An 18,063-nucleotide genomic window follows, 5' to 3' on the forward strand; every position below is an offset into this window, starting at 1 on the left:
ATGTCCGCCTTTCTGCTGTGTTTCGCGGCGTGGTCCGCCATCGCACTGGGCATGGACCGCCACCATGAAGACGCGCTGGGCCGGGAAGGCACGGAGCGCCGCCTGCTGCACCTGCGCCGCGCCGGGTGGCTGGTGTTGCTGCTGTCGCTGTGGCTGGCGGCCCGCCCCTCGGGCGAGACCCCAGCCTCGCTGGGCGTCACCGCCTGGACCGTCGCGCTCTCCGTGGCGGCGGTGGCCGTGACGGCCACCATGACCTGGCAACCCCGGCGCGCCCCGGCCTTGGCGGGCGCGGCCCTGGCGGGCGGCCTGCTCGCGTGGGCCTGGGGCTGGTGATGAACACCGCCGCCCGCCCGCCAGACCTCCGCCCCTGAACGTTACCGCCACCACCCTCACCCCTTTTCACGCTTCGCACACCTCCCAGCCAAGGGCCGACCACCGGCCCGCGCCAGGCACGGGGTGCGGGGTTGCCGTCTTCATCTGCGCTGCGCACACGCCCGAGGAAAAACCATGCACGCCATCCGCCAGTCCCACACGCTCAGACCCCTGTCGGCTGCCCTGCTCGCCGCGCTTTGCAGCGCCGCGTGGGCGCAGAGCCCGCCGCCGGCCACCGCACCGCAGACGCTGGGCGAGGTCACGGTGCAGTCCACCACGGGCGACGATGGCTATTCACCCGCCGCCAGCACCTCGGCCACCAAGGGCAGCGCGCCGCTGCGCGACGTGCCCCAGGCCGTGAACGTGGTGCCCGAGCAGCTCATGCGCGACCAGGGCGCGCGGTCGATGGAAGACGTGCTGCGCAACGTGCCCGGCGTGGCCATGAGCCACGGCGACGGGCAGCGCGACCAGGTGGTGATCCGCGGCTTCACGGCCATCGCCGACCAGTTTGTCGACGGCGTGCGCGACGATGCCCTGTACTTCCGCGACCTGGCCGACATCGAGCGGGTGGAGGTGCTCAAGGGCCCCGCCGCCGTGCTGTACGGGCGCGGCTCGTCGGGCGGCCTGATCAACCGCATGACCAAGAAGCCCAGGTTCGGCGAGACCTCGGGCGAGGCATCGCTGGGCCTGGGCAGCTTCGATTACCGCCGCGCCACGGCCGATGTGAATGTGGGCATCAGCGACACCGCGGCCTTTCGCATCAACGCCGCGGTGGAAGACTCGGGCAGCTACCGCGACCAGCAGTTCGTCAAGCGCCACAACTTCGCGCCGTCGCTCGCGCTCAAGCTCGCGGCGCAGACCGACCTGCTGCTGCAGTACACCCACGCCCGCGACCAGCGCCTGACGGACTTTGGCATTCCCGCGCTCAACGGCCGCCCCGTCAACGTGTCGCCCCGCACGTACTACGGCTCCAGCAACGCCGCGCAGGACGACACCACCACCAGCACCATGCAGTCGTTCGCGGCCACGCTGAACCACCGCTTCAACGACGACTGGTCGGTGCGCAACGTCACGCGCCTGTACGACTACGCGCTGGACCGCTACAACACCCTGCCCGGCGGCACCACCGACCCGGTGAACCTGACCGTGGGCCGCACGCGCTCGTTCGTCCTGCGCGACGAAAAAGGCTTCTTCAACCAGACCGACGTCACCTGGCGCCACCAGCTGGGCGGCTTCCAGCAGGAATGGCTGATGGGCGTGGAGCTGGGCCAGCAGAAGAAGCGCGCCGAGTCCGTCTCGGGCGGCGCCGACCGCGTGCCGATCTTCAACCCCGGCAACCGCCCTGCCCCCGCCATCCCGGCCGCCAGCTTTGCGGCCGACGGCGCCATCCCCAGCCACACCACGCAGGACACGGCCGCGCTGTACTGGCAAAACCAGATCACGCTGGCGCCGCAATGGAAGGCACTGGTGGGCGCGCGCTACGACGTGTTCGGGCAGGAGACCACGTTCGACCGCAAGCTCGCGGGCCTCTCGCGTACCGACAAGAAGTTCAGCCCCCGCGCGGGCCTGGTGTGGCAGCCCAGCGAGGCGCTGTCGTACTACGTGTCGTACAGCAAGTCGTTCCAGCCCTCGGCCGAGACCTTCGCACTGGCCGCCAACAACACCGGCGCCGAGCCCGAGATCACCGAGAACAAGGAGATCGGCGTCAAGCTCGACGTGCTGGACGGCCGGCTGAACTTCACCGGCGCGCTCTTCAACCTCGAGCGCACCAACATCAAGAACACCGACCCAACCAACCCGTCGCGCCAGATCAACGTGGGCACGCAGCGCACCAACGGCCTGGAGCTGACCGCCAATGGCCGCCTGCCCGACCGCTGGGACGTGAGCGCCGGCTATGCATGGCTCGATGGCCGCATGACCCGGTCGCTGGCCACCACCAGCACCCTGCAGTTGCCCACGGCGGCCATCGCGGCGCAGGGCAAGGTGGCTGCACTCACGCCGCGCAACTCGGCATTTTTGTGGGCCATGAAGGACCTGGGCCACGGCCTGCGCGTGGGCGGCGGCGTGAACTATGTGGGTGCGCGCTTCACCTCGCTGACCAACCAGGTCACCCTGCCCGCCTACACCACGCTCGACGCCGCCGTGCAGTACACGCTGGGCCAGTGGGACCTGGACGTGAACATCAAGAACCTGGCCAACCGCAAGTACTACGTGTCGGCGCACGGCAGCAACGACAACCTGATCCTGCCCGGCTCGCCCCGCGCGCTGCAGGTGACGCTGCGCACGCGGTTCTGACGCGGCACATGCAGGCGCCGCCAGCAAATTCAAAGCCTTTTACGCCACCAGCGCTTGATGGAAAAGCGCTGGCAGCTACTCAATTCATAGCAACATCGAGGAGGAGAAGCACCATGCGCATGCACCCATTGGCCCTGGCGGCCTCGCTGCTGGCCACGCTGGCCACAGCCCAGGCCCAGGCACAGACAGCCCCCACCCCTGCCGCCACCGCCGCCCTGCCCGAGGTCAAGGTGACCGATGGCGCGGACGGCGCCACCACCGAGGGCAGCGGCCAGTACACCGCCCGCGAAGTCAGCGTGGGCAAGCTGCAGCAGACGCCGCGCGAGACGCCCCAGTCCATCAGCGTGGTCACGCGCCAGCAGCTCGACGACCGCAACCTGACCAAGGTCGAGGACGCCATCAAGCTGAGCACTGGCATGACCATCACGCGGCTGGACGGCGCGGGCAACTACAACTCGTTCCAGTCGCGGGGGTTCGATCTGGGTGCGATCCAGCTCGACGGTGTGCCCATTCCGCAAGGCAACTACAGCACGCTCGATACGGCCATGTACGACCGCATCGAAGTGCTGCGCGGCCCGGCCGGCCTGCTGCAGGGCGCGAGCGAACCCGGCGGCACCGTCAACCTGGTGCGCAAGCGCGCCCCGTCCAAACTGGCCATCGGTGCCGATGCGGCGGTGGGCTCGTTCGGCCTGCGCCGCGGCACGGTGGACGTGGGCGGCGGCCTCAACGCCGACGGCACGATCCGCGCGCGCGCCGTGGCCGTGGTGGAAGACCGCGACAGCCACATCGACACGCTGTTCAACAACAAGCGCCTGGGCTACGGCACGCTGGAATGGGACATCGCCCCGTCCACCACCGTGTCGGTGGGCGCAGCACAGCAGCGCGTGCGCGCCGCCATCGATCAGGGCCTGCCCACCTATGCCGACGGCCGCCTGGCCGACCTGCCCCGCAGTTCCTTTGCCGGCCTGCGCGCCAACCGCCAGGACCTGGAAACCACCGACGTTTTCGCCGAGCTGGAGCACCGCCTGGCCGGCGGCGGCGTGGTGCGCCTGTCCGCGCGGGACATCGACCGCACGGCCTTCTACCGCTCCGCCCGGGCCAACAGTGCCCTGGCCGCCGACGGCAGCTTCACCATGGAAACCGTGGACGGAGACTTCCACGTGCGCACCCGCAACTACGACGCCTTCCTGGCCACGCCGGTGCAGGTGGCGGGCCGCACCCACAAGCTGCTGGTGGGCGCCAGCCACAACGAAGGCAGGACCTGGGACGGCAACTACATCTACGGGCCGACCCTGCCCTTCAACCTGCTGCGGCCCAACTACGACCTGGCGTACCCCGACATCACGCTCAGGGGCTTCACCTCCATCGTCACCCGCCGCGAGAACGCGCTGTACGGGCAGGCCCAGGTCAGCCTGGCCGACACCGTCAAGCTGCTCGCGGGGGGGCGACTGTCGTGGGCCGAGGTGGTGACGCGCAGCACCAGTACCGGCGCGGTCACCGCATCGGCCGATCCCGGCCGCCAGTTCGTGCCTTCCATCGCGCTGATGTGGGACTTCCACCCGCAGTACACCGGCTACGCCAGCTACGCCGAAACCTTCGTGGTGCAAACCCAGCTCACCGCGGCCAAGCAACTGCTCGACCCGCGCACGGGCAAGCAGGTCGAGCTGGGTGTCAAGGGCGAGTTCCTGCAAAAGCGCCTGCAGGCCCATGCAGCGCTGTTCCGCATCATCGACGAGAACCGCGCTGTCGCCGACCCGGTGGTGACCAACGCATCGATCGCCGGCGGCAAGGTGCGCGCGCAGGGCTTCGAGACCGAGGTCAGCGGCCAGCCACAGCCCGGCTGGGACATCGTGGCGGGCTACGCCTACAACGACACCCGCTACCTGAAGGCGCCCGTCGCCCAGCAGGGCCAGGTGTTCAGCCCCATCACGCCGCGCCACAGCGTGAACCTATTCACCCGCTATGCCTTCACCAGCCCGGCACTGCGCGGCTTCAGCGTGGGCGGAGGCATGTCGTACCGCAGCGCGTTCTTCGCGCAAAGCGGCGCGCTGCGCATCAACGCGCCCGGCTACGCGGTGTTCAACGCGCAGGTGGGCTACCAGATCAACGACCACCTGTCGTTGAACCTGTCGGTGGACAACCTGCTGGACAAGACCTACTACGAGAAGGTATCCGGCGTGTCGCGCCAGAACTTCTATGGCGAGCCACGCCGCGTGACGGTGGCGCTCAAGGCGCGGTACTGACGGGGAAGCGGGCTACCGCCAGCGGGCCTGCCCGGGCCCGCCGGCTGCCGCGCCTCAGCGTGCGGGAGCGCGCTGCAGGTTCACCTTCCAGTCGAGCCGTGTGGCCTTGCGCGCGACGGGCCCGTGGTTCTCGCCGCTCACGCACAGGTTGCGGCCGTACTTGAACGATGGCACGTTCATGGACGGGCTGCCGGTACTGGCGGACACCACGGTATCGCAGCTGCTCACGTCCGGCTCCACATGGAAGTATGTCTGGTAGCTCTGGCCACGCTCGGGTACGAAGGCCACGGTCACCCGGCAGATCCGGTTCTGGGCCACGCGCGCATCGATGTAGTAGTGCGAGAGCACGAACGGCTTGCCGGCCGGAATCTGCACCGTCTTGCCCACGGAAGGGTTCTCCACGTCCTTCGTCATCCCGGTGAAGGTCGCCAGACGGATGCCGTCCTTGTGGGGCACGCAGTCTTCGTTCTCGTACGCCTCGGTGAAGAAGTGGGCGTTGTTGCCGACGATCTTCAGCGTGGCGCTGTCGGCGGTGGGTTGGGGGTGGTACTGCGAAGCGCAGCCAGCCAGCGCGATGGCGCAAAGGGCAAGGCAATGTTTCATGGATGAAAGTGTCTTTTGATGGCCGGAAGGCCAAGTGTTGTAGTGGCGACGGTCACGCACCCGTTCGGGCACGCCCGCGCACTATAGCCACGCAAGCACTTTGGTGGCTCGGCCAACGCCAGTGCGCCGGGGCACTGCACGCGATGCCACGGGCGGGCGCCCCCTGCCCGCGCCCACCCGCCACCGGGTGTTGCTCATCCCAGACAACGCGGCGCCCCGCGCATCCCCACAATAGGAATAATTCCCATTTGCAATGTAAAATTAGGTATCCGCAAGCCACAGCCCGCGCCCCGCAGCCGGCTGCAGCCAGCACCCACCGCCCCTTCGACGTTTCCGGGTTGCCTGGCTTGACTTCATTCGCCCCTGCTTTTGCCACCTGGGTGGCATCTCCACCGCCGCGTCGCCCGTGCTCGCCGCGCGGGGACCGGGCGCGCGCGCGGGCACCGCGCCCCTATCTTCCGACACCGCCATGAGCCCCACCGCCTTGCGCCGCTGGAGCTGGACCCACAAGTGGTCCAGCCTGGTGTGCACCGTCTTCATGCTGCTGCTGTGCCTCACGGGCCTGCCGCTCATCTTTCACCACGAGATCGGCCACCTGCTGGGCACCGAGGTCGAGGCGCCCCCCATGCCCGCCCACGCGCCGCGCGCCAGCCTGGACAAGGTGCTGGCCGCCGCGCAGGCCCTGCACCCCGAGCGCGTGGTGCAGTTCGCCTCGCAGCCCGAGGACGACGACGCGCTGTGGTTCGTCACCCTCACGCCCACGCCCGCACCGACCGAGGATTTCAAGTCGATCGCGGTCGACGCGCGCACGGCCGCCGTGCTGTCGCAGCGGCCGGTGGACCAGGGTTTCATGTACATCATGTTCCGCCTGCATGTGGACCTGTTCGCGGGCCTGGCGGGCAAGCTGTTCCTGGGGTTCATGGGCTTGCTGCTGCTGGTGGCCATCGTCACCGGCGTGGTGCTGTACGCGCCGTTCATGCGCAAGCTGGCTTTCGGAGAGGTGCGCCGGGAGCGCTCCACCCGCGTCAAGTGGCTCGACCTGCACAACCTGCTGGGCATCGTCACCCTGGTGTGGGCCCTCGTGGTGGGCGCCACGGGCATGATCAATACCTGGGCGGACCTGATGATCAAGTACTGGCAGTACGACCAGCTGTCCGTCCTGCTCAAGCCCTACGAAGGCCAGCCCACCGTGCCCGTGGCCGAGCGCGGCCCGCTGCAGCAGTCCCTGCAGGCCGCGCAGGCGCACGCGCCGGAGATGAAGCTGTCGTTCATCGCCTTCCCGGGCACCGCGTTCTCCAGCCCCCACCACAACACCTTCTTCCTGCGCGGCAAGGAACCGCTGACCTCGCGCCTGCTGCAGCCCGTGATGGTGGACGCGCGCACAGCCCAGGTCACTGCCGCGCCGCAGTTGCCCTGGTACCTCACGGCGCTGCTGGTCTCGCAGCCGCTGCACTTTGGCGACTACGGCGGCATGCCGATGAAGATCATCTGGGCGCTGCTCGACATCGCGACCATCGTCGTGCTGGGCAGCGGGCTGTACCTGTGGCTGCGCAAGGGCGTGCAGGCGGGCAACGCCACGGCGGCCACCACCGCGCCAGTGCCCACCGGCCTGCCCGCGACGGCTGCCGCTTCAGTACGCACCGGCAGCCCGCTGCCGCGCACGGAGGGCCGCGCATGAAGCCGACCCCGTTCTGGTCGCTGTGGGGCTGGCCCATCGTGATGGGCGTGCTCACCACCACGGGCCTGATCACCGCCCTGGTGTCCGACACCTGGGGCGACTGGTGGTCATGGGTGGGCCTGGGCGTTCCGGTGGCGGTGATGGGATGGTTCTCGTGGCCTTTTGCACAGAGTGCCCACCGTTCCACACCTGCCCCGCACGCCACCCCAGGTCGCACCGGCGACCCTGCAGATACCGACATGCGCAGCAGCGACACCGCTTCGGCCCCGCGCTGACACCCCCTTCAACTTCACTTTTTCAGACCACGACCATGCGCCCAGCCACATCCTTCCAGCCTGCCCCGCTGCGCCCCGTTTTTGCCGCCACGCCGGTGGCCATTGCCGCCGCCGTGATGCTCGCGCTGGCGGCGCCTGCCGTGCTGGCCCAGCAGGCTGCGCCAACCACCCCGGCGGAAGGCAAGGCGCTGTCCACCGTGACGGTGAACGCCAGTGCCGACGCATCGGCGCAAGGCCTGTCGCCCGCCTACGCTGGCGGCCAGGTGGCGCGCGGCGGCCGTGCCGGCGTGCTGGGCACCAAGGACGCGATGGACACGCCGTTCTCCATCACCAGCTACACCAACGAGTTCATTCAGGACCGCCACGCCCGCAGCGTGGGTGACGTGCTGCAAAGCGACCCCACGGTGCGCGTGGCGCGCGGCTTCGGCAACTTCCAGGAGGCGTACTTCATCCGAGGCTTCATCCTCGATTCGGACGACACGGCCTACAACGGCCTGTACAGCCTGCTGCCGCGCCAGTACATCGCCACCGAGCTGTTCGAGCGCGTGGAAGTGCTGCGCGGCGCATCGGCCTTCTTGAGCGGTGCCAGCCCCAATGGCGGCGGCATCGGCGGCTCCATCAACCTGCTGCCCAAGCGCGCGCCCAACGAGCCTTTGAACCGCGTGACCTTCGGCGTGTCGAGTGGCGGGCAGACGCAGCTGGCGGCCGACATCGCGCGCCGCTTCGGTCCCGACGGCAACACGGGCATCCGCGTGAATGCGGCCACCCACAACGGCGGCACGGCCGTGGACCATGAAGACGTCAAGCTCGGCCTGGCGGCCGTGGGGCTGGACTGGCGCAGCCGCGACGTGCGCCTGTCGGGCGACATCGGCTGGCAGGACCACAAGCTCAAGAGCACCCGCACCAACGTGACGCTGGGCGCCACCGCCACGCAGATGCCCACCGCCCCGGACGGCGGCACCAACTTCGCCCAGCCCTGGACGTATTCGAACGAGCGCGACACCTTCGGCACGCTGCGCGGCGAGTGGGACATCACGCAGGACATCACCGGCTGGGCCGCCGCTGGCGCACGCCGCAGCTCCGAGGCCAACTCGCTGGCCAACCTGACGGTGAGCGACAGCAGCACCGGCGCGGGCTCCACCTACCGCTTCGACAACACCCGCAAGGACAGCGTGAACACCGGCGAGCTGGGCCTGCGCGGCAAGCAGCAGACCGGCAGCGTGGGCCACGAATGGGTGGTGGTGGCATCGCACTTCAGCGCGGACAAGAAGAACGCCTACGCGATGGACTTTGCCAACACGCAGGCCACCAACCTCTACAACCCCGTGTACAGCCCGCTGCCGGGCTTCAGCGCGGGTGCCTTCCGGGGCGGCGACCTGGCCGACCCGCGCCGCACCGGCAGCACGCGCCTGACCAGCTTTGCCATCGGCGACACGGTGTCGCTGCTGGACAAGCGCCTACTGCTCACCGGCGGCCTGCGCCACCAGACCATCGAGATCGCCAACTACGCCTACGGCACGGCGGCCGAGACCGACCGCTACGACCAGAGCCGCACCAGCCCGCTGCTGGCGGCCGTCTACAAGCTGGACAAGAGCCTGTCGCTGTACGGCAACTACGTGGAAGGCCTGAGCCAGGGCGCGACCGCGCCCTCCACCGCCGCCAACCGTGGCGAGATGCTGTCGCCCTATGTCGCCAAGCAAAAGGAAGTGGGCGTGAAATTCGACGGCGGCCGCTTTGGCGGCAGCGTGGCGCTGTTCTCCACCACCAAGCCGCGCGCCTACGTGGGCAGCGACAACATCTTCCGCAGCAACGGCAAGGACCGGCACCAGGGCATCGAGCTGGCCGTGCAGGGCGAGGCCACCAAGGGCCTGCGCCTGCTGGGCGGCCTGACCTGGCTCGACGCCAAGCAGCTGAACACGGGCACCGCCAGCACCGACGGCCGCCGCGTGATCGGCGTGCCCAGGCTGCAGGCCAACATCGGCGCCGAGTGGGACGTGCCGGGCGTGAACGGTCTGGCGCTGGACGGCCGCCTGGTGCACACCGGCTCGGTGTATGCCAACGCCACCAACACCATCAGCGTGCCCGGCTGGAACCGCCTGGACGTGGGCGTGCGCTACCTGACCGAGGTGCAAGGCCGCCTCGTGACGCTGCGCGCCCGCGTGGACAACCTCACCAACCGCAACTATTGGGCATCATCGGGCGGCTACCCCGGCGCGGGTTACCTGGTGGTGGGTGCGCCGCGCACGCTGTCGGTCAGCGTGGGCGTGGACTTCTGACGCCACCGGCTCTCCCCACCCTGCACCACAGTCCCTTGCCCCAGCGGCGCGTCCATCCGGACGCTGCACCCTGCACACCGCCGCACAGCCACCGAGCGCCTGACCACCGGGCGTAGGCAGCCAATCCCTTTCGCGCCGCGTTTCGCCCCCTCGTCCAGGGGCGCGGAGCGCTGCGTGCTTGCCGATTTTTGTTGAAACCACCGAAAGGAAACTGCCATGTCCTCGTCCCTGCGCCACAAGGCCCCCGTGCTTGCCGCCCTGCTCGCCTGTGCATCCCTCACCGCCGTCACCGCCGCCCACGCCCACCAGGTGTGGCTGGAAAACGCGGGCGGCCAGGCCCGCCTGCACTTTGGCGAGTTCAACGACAACCTGCGCGAGACCTCGCCGGGCTCGCTGGACAAGTTCAAGGGCGTGCCCGCACTCGAGCAGCGCACTGGCACCACGGCGCAGCGCGTGGACGGCCAGCTGGGCAAGGACGGCTTCACCTACACCGTGGCCGGCACGCCCGACACGCTGTTCGCCGCCGCCACCTACCCGCTGATCGACCGCAGCAAGCGCAACCTGCCCGCGATGTACTGGCAGCCCTCGGCCCGCTGGGTGGCGGGCCTGACGCAAGCCGTGGCGCCCACCGCGCCGCTGGACCTGGTGCCCACCGGCAAGCCCGGCGAGTTCAAGGTGGTCTACAAGGGCGCGCCGCTGCCCAAGGCCAAGGTGCAGCTGGCAGCCCCCTCGGGCTGGACGCGCGAGGCCGAGGCGGCTGAAGACGGCACCGTGACCTTCGTCACCCCCTGGAAGGGCCAGTACGTGGCCGAGGTCAAGCACAGCGACAAGACCCCCGGCGAAGCCCAGGGCGAGAAATACGGCGAAGCCAGCTACGTGACCACGCTGACCTTCGTGCTGGCCGACGGCATGGCGTCGCCCGCCCTGCCCGCGCCCCCCAAAACCCACTGAGCCACATCGACCGCACCACGCCCCATAACCGCTGCGCCGGGCGGCGGCGCAGCCCGGTACAGCCCATCCGGCACCACCGCACCTGGGCCGCGCCGCGCGGAGCCGTCGCCGCGCGACCCCAGACGGTCCGACTTCCTGCCAGAGCCAGCCGATGACGCCAGCGGGTTCATGCGGGCCGCTTCACGCCCACTTTTCAGCATCAAATTGCCACCTAACGCTAGATATACAAGCGCTAGAAGCTATTAAAAACATAGCATCATGATCCAACCGAACTTTTTGCGCACCGCCGTGGCCCACGCCGCCCTGCTGGCCCTGTGCAGTACAGCCCTGGCACAAACCAGCGCGGCGCCAGACGCCGCCGACCCGCCCACGGCGGCGCCATCGATGCGCCAGGTGGATGTGGTCGATTCGACCGCGGGCGCGGCCGCCACGCCCGCACGGCGCGCCCAGAGCAGCTCGCGCCTGGGCCTGTCGGTGCTGGAGACACCCCGCTCGGTGAGCGTGATCGACAACGCGCTGATGGAGCAGCAGATGGCCACCACCGAGCGCGACGTGCTGCGCAACGCTTCGGGCGTGTCCATGCGCAGCGAGTACTACGGCTCGTACTCGCAGTTCTCCATCCGCGGGCTGTGGGCCAACAACACCTTCAACTTTTTGCGCGACGGCGCCAAGTTCGTCCACCTGCTGGACCCGCCACTGTTCAACATCGAGCGGGTCGAGGTCATCAAGGGCCCTGCCGCGCTGGAGTTCGGCCAGGTCGCGCCCGGCGGCCTCGTCAACTACGTGAGCAAGCGGCCCCAGGCCGAGGCGCTGCGCAACGTGAAGGTCGGCGTGGGCAGCGACGGCTGGCGCCATGCGGAGTTCGACCTCACCGGCCCGCTCAACGCCGACGGCACGCTGCGCTACCGGCTCGATGGCGGCGCCAGCCGGGGCGGCAGCTTCGTGGACGGCAACACCCCGCGCAAGCAGGGCATCGCCGGCAGCCTGGAGTGGCAGATCACGCCCGACACCGTCTGGCGCGCGCAGGCCGAATACCAGGGCATCGACGGCGTCTCCACCGTGGGGCTGGCGGTGCCCGACCCCAAGAACCCGCGCAGTGCCGACGTGCTGCCGGTGGGCGCGTTCTACGGCGAGCCGTGGCTGACCACCGACGGCCGCATGCGCTTTTACTCCACCGAACTGGAGCACCGCTTCACCGATGTACTGCAGGGCCGCGTGCACCTGTCGCGCAACGAGACGAACCGCAACGTGAACCTGCCCTCGCCCATGGGCCCTGCGGCCAACGGCCGCGTCCCGCGCGGCTACTGGCTGGCACCCGGGCAGGAATACACGTCGGACACCGCGCTGGCCGAACTGCGCGCCAAGGTGCAGACCGGCCCGGTACCACACACCCTGCTGGCCGGCATGGACTGGCGCACCATCCAGGGCGTGTACGGCGCGCGCGCCACCGGCAACCTGGGTGCCGTCGACCTCTACAACCCGGTGACGGGCCTGGTGCCACCCGCAGCGTCCACCGGCGTGTCCCGGCTGTCCTCGGACGCGCGCAACACCGGCGTGTTCGTGCAGGACCGCATGGTGCTGGGCGACTTCGGCCTGCTGCTGGGCCTGCGCCACGACCGCTTCAAGGACGCGTACTCCACGCCCGCCACCGACCTGAGCAAGACACAGCCGAGCGCGGCAATCAGCTGGGAGCCCCGCCCCGGCAGCATGCTCTACGCGAGCCATGCGCGCTCGTTCCAGGCCAACACCAGCACGCTGCTGTGGGGCGACCGCTCCGCGCCGCCGTCGGAGGGCAAGCAGCTGGAGGTGGGCTGGAAGCAGGAATGGCTGGACCAGCGCCTGATGACCACGGTGTCGGCCTTCGAGCTGGAGCTGACCAACGCGCCCGCCACCGACCCGCAGCACGCGGGCTACTCGGTGCTGACCGCCCGCCAGCGCATCAAGGGCATCGAGCTGGAGCTGCAAGGCCGCATCACCCCCGGCTGGACGGTGACGGCCAATGCGAGCTTCCACGACCCCAAGGTGCTGTCCGACACCACCGCCGGTGCCAACGTGGGCAACCGTGTCGCGCTGGCCACGCGCCGCAACGCATCGCTGTGGACGCAGTACCGCCTGCCGCAACTGCCCGGCCTGTGGGTCGGCGGCGGCCTGGTGCACCAGGGCGACAAGTTCACCGCCAACGACAACAAGTGGCGCCTGCCGGGCTTCACCGTGGTCGACCTGGCCGTGGGCTACCAGTTCCCGGGCGGCGTGCGGCTGCAGGCCAACCTGAAGAACGCGGGCAACCGCCGCTACTACCTGGACGGCACGGCCACGGCCGCCGGCTTTGGCACCGTGGTGCCCGGCCAGCCGCGCACGGTACAGGTGTCGCTGGACTACACGTTCTGAGGGCGCGCCACACCGTCCGCACCACCCCATCACCTGACCGCAGGCCAGCGCTTGCCCCCGCAAGCCTTGCGCCTCGGGCTTGAAGAGTTTTCAACCATCGGAGAAACAGCACCATGAGACCTGGCACCACCGCCTGCCGCACCGCCATCGCGCAGGCCGCATTGCTCGCGCTGTGCGGCGCCGCCCACGCCCAGCAGGCCACCGCCGAAGGCACGGCCGCCCCCACCGCCGAAAGGGCCCTGGCCCCCGTCACCGTGAGCGCGGGCAGCGAACAGGAAAGCCCCACAGCCCCGGTCACCGGCTTCGTCGCCAAACGCGCGCTGAGCGCCACCAAGACCGACACGCCCCTCATCGAAACCCCGCAGGCCATCAGCGTGATCACCCGCGACCAGATCGAGGCGCAGGGCGTGCAGACGCTGCGCCAGGTCACGGCATACACGGCCGGGGCGGTGTCGAACTACTTCGACAGCCGCGTGGACAGCTTTGCCGCACGCGGCGGCACCGTGTCGCAGTACCAGGACGGCCTGCTGCGCACCTACGGCACCTACAACACCAGCCGGCCCGACCCCTACACGCTGGAGCGGGTGGAGTTTCTGCGCGGGCCGACCTCGGTGCTGTACGGCCAGGGCAGCGTGGGTGGCGTGCTCAACCTCACCAGCAAACGCCCGCAGGCAGAAACGCAACGCGAGCTGCAGCTGCAGCTGGGCAACAACGCCCGCAAGCAGATCGCCGCCGACCTGACCGGTGCGCTCGACCAGGACGGCCAGTGGCTCTACCGCCTGGTGGCCGTGGGCCGCGACAGCGGCAGCCAGGTGGACCACGTGGACGACGACCGCCTGGTGTTCGCGCCCTCGCTCACCTGGAAGCCCAACGCCGACACCTCGCTCACGCTGCAGGCGCTGCACCAGAAGGACCAGAGCGGCTCGATCATCGGCTTCTTCCCGTGGCAGGGCACGCAGCTGGCCAGCCGCTACGGCCAGATCCCGCGCAACACCTTCATCGGCGAGCCGGGCTGGGACGCGTTTGACACCACCAACAACTCCTGGGGCTACCTCTTCAGCCACCGCCTGAACGCGGACTGGACCGTGCGCCAGAACCTGCGCCGCACCGTGAGCGAGGTGGACTACCGCACCATCTACACCAGCTTCACCGCCAACGCCGCCACGGGGCGCCCCGCGCGCCCCGTGTTCAACAGCGACGCCCGCACCGTCGTGCGCGACGCGGTGTGGAACATCAACACCGGCCGCATGCTGCTGATCGACACCCAGCTCGAAGGCAAGCTCAAGACCGGCAGCGCGGACCACACCCTGCTCGCGGGCCTGGACGTGCAGCGCAACCACACCGGCCAGCAGGCCTGGCGCGCCGTGGCACCGGCCATCGACGTGTACAACCCGGTGTACGGTAACTTCACGCCACCCACCACAGCGCAGCTGGTGCGGCAACCGAACGTGGTGCAAAAGCAGCTGGGCTTTTACCTGCAGGACCAGATCAAGTGGGACCGCTGGACCGCCACGCTGGGCCTTCGCCACGACAGCGCCCAGACCGACACCGTGGGCCGCCCCGCGGCCGCGGTGGATGACAAGGCCTGGACCAAGCGTGCGGGCTTCACCTACCAGATGGACGGCGGCTGGGCCCCTTACGCGGGCTATTCCGAGTCGTTCCAGCCGCTGGGCGGCGTGGACGCCTACGGCACGGCCTTCAAACCCCAGCGCGGCGAGCAGTGGGAGGCCGGCGTGAAATGGCAACCCGCCGGCCAGGGCATCAGCGCCTTCGCGGCGGTCTACCAGCTGCGCGAGAAGAACCGCAAGACCAACGACCCCGGCAACCCGCTCAACAGCCTGCAGATCGGCGAAGTCAAGGTCCGGGGCTTTGAAGCCGAAGTGCAGGCCAGCCTCGCACGCCAGTGGGACTTCACCCTGGGCTACGCGTTTACCGATGCCAAGATCAGCCGCAGCAACGCCGGCGACCAGGGTACTCCCGTGGCCAGTGTGCCCAAACACACCGCATCGGCGTGGCTGAGCCACCGCTTCGCCAGCGAGGGCCGCGGCGGCTGGACCGTGGGCGCCGGCGTGCGCTACACCGGCTCGCAGTGGAGCGGCACCAGCGCCATCAGCACCCCGGCCGCCACCCTGGCCGATGCGATGGTGGCGTACGACGCCGGCGACTGGCGCGTGGCCTTCAACGTGGTCAACCTCGCGGACAAAGTGCACATCACGCAGTGCCTGGCGCGGGGGGATTGCTTCTACGGGCAGGCACGGACGTACACATTGACTTCGACGTACCGGTTCTGATGGTCAGAAAGGGGAAACCGCGAGCAACAGACGCAAGCGGTTTCCGGGAGGTATCCAGGCTTTTGCGGGTCGCGGTGCATCCCGAACTAGCCCACCCGACTGTGCTGCGGCATGCACGCAAGCGGCCAACACGACGTAGGCTGGCAAACCCTCCGCGATCCCATTCAGCTCTACTACACTGAGAATTGGAGTTCACTTTACCAAGCCCATGCAACCTAGTCCAAAGCCCTCGAAAGTGGCCGCGCTTGTCCCGGCGTGGCAGTCTTCGGCATTCATTCAAGCAACCCTCGACTGCCTCTCCGCGCAGACTTACCCTCACCTGGAAGTTATCGTCTCTGTAGATGAATGCAGTGATTCAACTTATGAGATCTGCATGGCGCATGCTCAGAAAGACTCGCGCTTCAGGGTGATCTTGCAACCGCATCGACTAGGTTATGTGGGCAACTGCAACTTTTTACTTGATCAGACTGACGCAGATTATGTACTGTTTGCGTTTCACGATGACATCCTAAAACCCGAATACATCAAACTGCTGACAGAAGTGCTGGACATGCGGCCAGAGGTTGTCATGAGTTATTCGGACGTACACTTGACAAACACCAACGGAACTCAAGAGCACTGGATATTCACGGAGCTTGAGGGTGTTCGCGACCCGGTCCAACGGGGTGCACTCATGATGAGTGGGAGTAATAAATGGTGGGTACCCAATCGGGGACTATTTCGCCTAAATCAAGCGCGGCAAATCAACGGCCTCAAAACCCATCGCGCAGGAGAATTTTCCGCAGATTGGCCGTGGCTGTTCCACATGAGCCTCCTGGGAGAATTCGCACGCACCCCTCAAACTCTATGCTACAAATACTACAAACCCGGTAGCTTATCCAGAAGTTGGGAATTCTCCAAACGCCAACGCTATGAGGTCTATGCCGCGATAATGCGAGAAATTTGGATTTCCAACCTCACTACTGAGCAAAAAATGACGCTCGCCAGCCCTTTGGCGAGATGGCTCTATCAAAACAATCCAGATCTCAAAAAAGAGGAAAAGTGATGAACACCATCGCTCCAAACCTCTGTTCCAGTTGGTTTGGGGGGCGAGTCCGCTTCATTGACCTTCCCACTCACACTGATGAGCGAGGCAATCTGCTGCCCCTCGATTTTGATAGCCTGCCCTTCACGCCACGCCGCGCATTCACAGTGACAGATGCCCCAACCGGATCCATTCGGGGGGAGCATGGCCACCGCAGCGGGGAACAACTCCTCATTTGCTTGCATGGCAAGATCGGCCTCTTGCTCAGAAAGGGGCACGAAGAAGTGGATACTGTGCTGACACCAGCCGGACCAGGCCTCCTTTTAGGAGCTGGCGTGTGGTGCCGCCAGACTTATTTGGTTTCGGATTCCTCACTTTTAGTATTGGCCAGCGAACCCTATGATCCCGGATCATATGTCTCGACCTGGAATTAAGACATATGCGAAATCCCCCCCGAATTGCCATCCTTGGTGCTGGAATCATGGGCTGCTCTGCAGCGCTGTTTTTTGCCCGCAAAGGAATCGAAGTATCCATCTTCGATATGGCTGAACAACCGTTCAGTGCGGCAAGCCGATGGAACGAAGGAAAAATCCACTTGGGGTGCCTCTACAGCGCAGATCCATCGCTAAGCACGGCGGATCATGTGATTCCCGGCGGTCTCAGATTTCGTCCATTGATAGAGGAATTGATCGGCACGTCCCTCGCTCCAGCCATTACCTCCGAAGACGACCTGTTTTTTTGCCATCGCAAATCCGTGACTTCTGCATCGGAAATGAAGACGTACATGGAGAAAGTCGTTGAGCGCGTGCGATCTCACCCAGATGCAGCGCGATATCTAGCAGATGCGTCTGAAAGTCGGATTCACCAGCTGAGCTCTTCCGAACTGGCTGGTTTCACATCGTCGCCAGATATTGTTGCAGGCTTTCGGGTTCCAGAAAGATCCGTTGATACCAATTGGGTCGCCGAGCGGTTTATACCTGCGATGGGCGCTGAAAAATTGATTCAACAATTTATGGGAACCCGTGTCATGGCTGCACGGCCCGCAGAGGTTGGAATCAACGGCACGTGGAAAATAGAGACTTCCGCAGGCATATTTGGCCCATACGACTACGTAATAAACTCGCTCTGGCAAGGTCGTTTAGCGATAGATCGAACTGCGGGGCTAGAGCCGACAGGAGTTTGGTCGAACAGGTACCGTCAATCGCTTTTCTTGCACACTGCAGAACCGGTTCATGCCCCTTGCGCTGTCATCGCCACCGGACCATTCGGAGACATAAAAAACTACAACGGGCGTGATTTTTACCTCTCCTGGTATCCCGATGGTTTGCGTGTAGACAGCTCTGACATTTCACCACCGGAGCCTCATTTAGCTTCCAAAGATGCTGAGGATATATCGAATTCCATTCTCAACCATCTTCAAGCCTTATTGCCGTGGGTAGCGCAAATTCGCGAGCAAGCAGAGCGTTCCACCCTTGAAGGCGGATGGGTTTTTGCCGCCGGCCAAGGAGCACTTTCGGATCGAAAATCAACGCTGCACCGTCGTTCTGAGTATGGAACCACAAAATTGGGAAACTATATTTCCATCGACACTGGAAAATACTCAACGGCGCCAGCCCTGGCTCAGGCACTGGTAGAAAATATCATATGAACGTGGAATAACTATCACA

At 66.8% G+C, this 18,063-nt stretch carries 13 protein-coding genes; 12 read left to right on the forward strand and 1 reads right to left on the reverse strand.

What is annotated here, in order from left to right; translation table 11 throughout:
* From AC07OD_RS03640 to AC07OD_RS03650, 3 genes are all read left to right on the forward strand, one after another.
* Complete coding sequence (locus AC07OD_RS03640) at positions 1–333, forward strand: DUF3325 domain-containing protein (RefSeq protein ID WP_492253559.1); 333 nt, start codon at positions 1–3, stop codon at positions 331–333.
* Positions 334–507: 174 nt separating this feature from the next.
* Positions 508–2,667: a TonB-dependent receptor gene (locus AC07OD_RS03645; RefSeq protein WP_494595195.1), complete on the forward strand. Its 2,160-nt coding sequence runs from the start codon at positions 508–510 to the stop codon at positions 2,665–2,667.
* Positions 2,668–2,780: 113 nt separating this feature from the next.
* Positions 2,781–4,910, forward strand: coding sequence for a TonB-dependent siderophore receptor (locus AC07OD_RS03650; protein ID WP_494595197.1), 2,130 nt, complete (start codon positions 2,781–2,783; stop codon positions 4,908–4,910).
* A 54-nt stretch (positions 4,911–4,964) separates the two neighbouring features.
* Here the strand turns inward: AC07OD_RS03650 and AC07OD_RS03655 are convergent, their stop codons facing one another.
* On the reverse strand, positions 4,965–5,513 hold the full coding sequence (locus tag AC07OD_RS03655) for a hypothetical protein (RefSeq protein WP_218340223.1): 549 nt from the start codon (positions 5,511–5,513) through the stop codon (positions 4,965–4,967).
* Positions 5,514–5,982: 469 nt separating this feature from the next.
* Here AC07OD_RS03655 and AC07OD_RS03660 point away from each other — a divergent pair, with 469 nt between their 5' ends.
* The 9 genes from AC07OD_RS03660 (at position 5,983) to AC07OD_RS03700 (ending at position 18,044) form a co-directional block, all read left to right on the forward strand.
* Positions 5,983–7,191 (forward strand): PepSY-associated TM helix domain-containing protein, encoded by a 1,209-nt coding sequence (locus AC07OD_RS03660; protein ID WP_494595198.1) that lies wholly within the window; start codon positions 5,983–5,985, stop codon positions 7,189–7,191.
* A complete protein-coding gene (locus AC07OD_RS03665) occupies positions 7,188–7,466 on the forward strand; it encodes a hypothetical protein (RefSeq protein WP_494595199.1) in 279 nt (92 codons plus the stop codon). The genes AC07OD_RS03660 and AC07OD_RS03665 overlap by 4 nt, the downstream gene beginning before the upstream one ends.
* A gap of 35 nt (positions 7,467–7,501) precedes the next feature.
* A complete protein-coding gene (locus tag AC07OD_RS03670; protein WP_494595201.1) occupies positions 7,502–9,742 on the forward strand; it encodes a TonB-dependent receptor in 2,241 nt (746 codons plus the stop codon).
* Positions 9,743–9,958: 216 nt separating this feature from the next.
* Positions 9,959–10,693 carry a TonB-dependent receptor gene (locus AC07OD_RS03675; RefSeq protein WP_494595202.1) on the forward strand — a complete coding sequence of 245 codons (735 nt, stop codon included), beginning with the start codon at positions 9,959–9,961 and terminating at the stop codon, positions 10,691–10,693.
* A gap of 258 nt (positions 10,694–10,951) precedes the next feature.
* On the forward strand, positions 10,952–13,081 hold the full coding sequence (locus tag AC07OD_RS03680; protein ID WP_494595204.1) for a TonB-dependent siderophore receptor: 2,130 nt from the start codon (positions 10,952–10,954) through the stop codon (positions 13,079–13,081).
* 113 nt (positions 13,082–13,194) lie between these two features.
* Entirely contained in the window at positions 13,195–15,372 is a 2,178-nt protein-coding gene (locus AC07OD_RS03685; protein ID WP_494595206.1) for a TonB-dependent siderophore receptor, read from the forward strand.
* A 235-nt stretch (positions 15,373–15,607) separates the two neighbouring features.
* Entirely contained in the window at positions 15,608–16,417 is an 810-nt protein-coding gene (locus AC07OD_RS03690) for a glycosyltransferase family 2 protein (protein ID WP_494595208.1), read from the forward strand.
* Positions 16,417–16,830 (forward strand): sugar 3,4-ketoisomerase, encoded by a 414-nt coding sequence (locus tag AC07OD_RS03695; RefSeq protein ID WP_218295419.1) that lies wholly within the window; start codon positions 16,417–16,419, stop codon positions 16,828–16,830. The genes AC07OD_RS03690 and AC07OD_RS03695 overlap by 1 nt, the downstream gene beginning before the upstream one ends.
* Positions 16,831–16,835: 5 nt before the next feature.
* Positions 16,836–18,044: an FAD-dependent oxidoreductase gene (locus AC07OD_RS03700; protein ID WP_494595209.1), complete on the forward strand. Its 1,209-nt coding sequence runs from the start codon at positions 16,836–16,838 to the stop codon at positions 18,042–18,044.
* The last annotated feature ends 19 nt before the right edge of the window (positions 18,045–18,063 follow it).

The sequence above is a fragment of the Acidovorax sp. GW821-FHT10E03 genome, from assembly GCF_059415205.1.

Coding starts and splice junctions, on each gene's coding strand:
- AC07OD_RS03640 (WP_492253559.1), top strand. CDS start 1: ATGTCCGCCTTTCTGCTGTGTTTCGCGGCGTGGTCCGCCATCGCACTG.
- AC07OD_RS03645 (WP_494595195.1), top strand. CDS start 508: ATGCACGCCATCCGCCAGTCCCACACGCTCAGACCCCTGTCGGCTGCC.
- AC07OD_RS03650 (WP_494595197.1), top strand. CDS start 2,781: ATGCGCATGCACCCATTGGCCCTGGCGGCCTCGCTGCTGGCCACGCTG.
- AC07OD_RS03655 (WP_218340223.1), bottom strand. CDS start 5,513: ATGAAACATTGCCTTGCCCTTTGCGCCATCGCGCTGGCTGGCTGCGCT.
- AC07OD_RS03660 (WP_494595198.1), top strand. CDS start 5,983: ATGAGCCCCACCGCCTTGCGCCGCTGGAGCTGGACCCACAAGTGGTCC.
- AC07OD_RS03665 (WP_494595199.1), top strand. CDS start 7,188: ATGAAGCCGACCCCGTTCTGGTCGCTGTGGGGCTGGCCCATCGTGATG.
- AC07OD_RS03670 (WP_494595201.1), top strand. CDS start 7,502: ATGCGCCCAGCCACATCCTTCCAGCCTGCCCCGCTGCGCCCCGTTTTT.
- AC07OD_RS03675 (WP_494595202.1), top strand. CDS start 9,959: ATGTCCTCGTCCCTGCGCCACAAGGCCCCCGTGCTTGCCGCCCTGCTC.
- AC07OD_RS03680 (WP_494595204.1), top strand. CDS start 10,952: ATGATCCAACCGAACTTTTTGCGCACCGCCGTGGCCCACGCCGCCCTG.
- AC07OD_RS03685 (WP_494595206.1), top strand. CDS start 13,195: ATGAGACCTGGCACCACCGCCTGCCGCACCGCCATCGCGCAGGCCGCA.
- AC07OD_RS03695 (WP_218295419.1), top strand. CDS start 16,417: ATGAACACCATCGCTCCAAACCTCTGTTCCAGTTGGTTTGGGGGGCGA.
- AC07OD_RS03700 (WP_494595209.1), top strand. CDS start 16,836: ATGCGAAATCCCCCCCGAATTGCCATCCTTGGTGCTGGAATCATGGGC.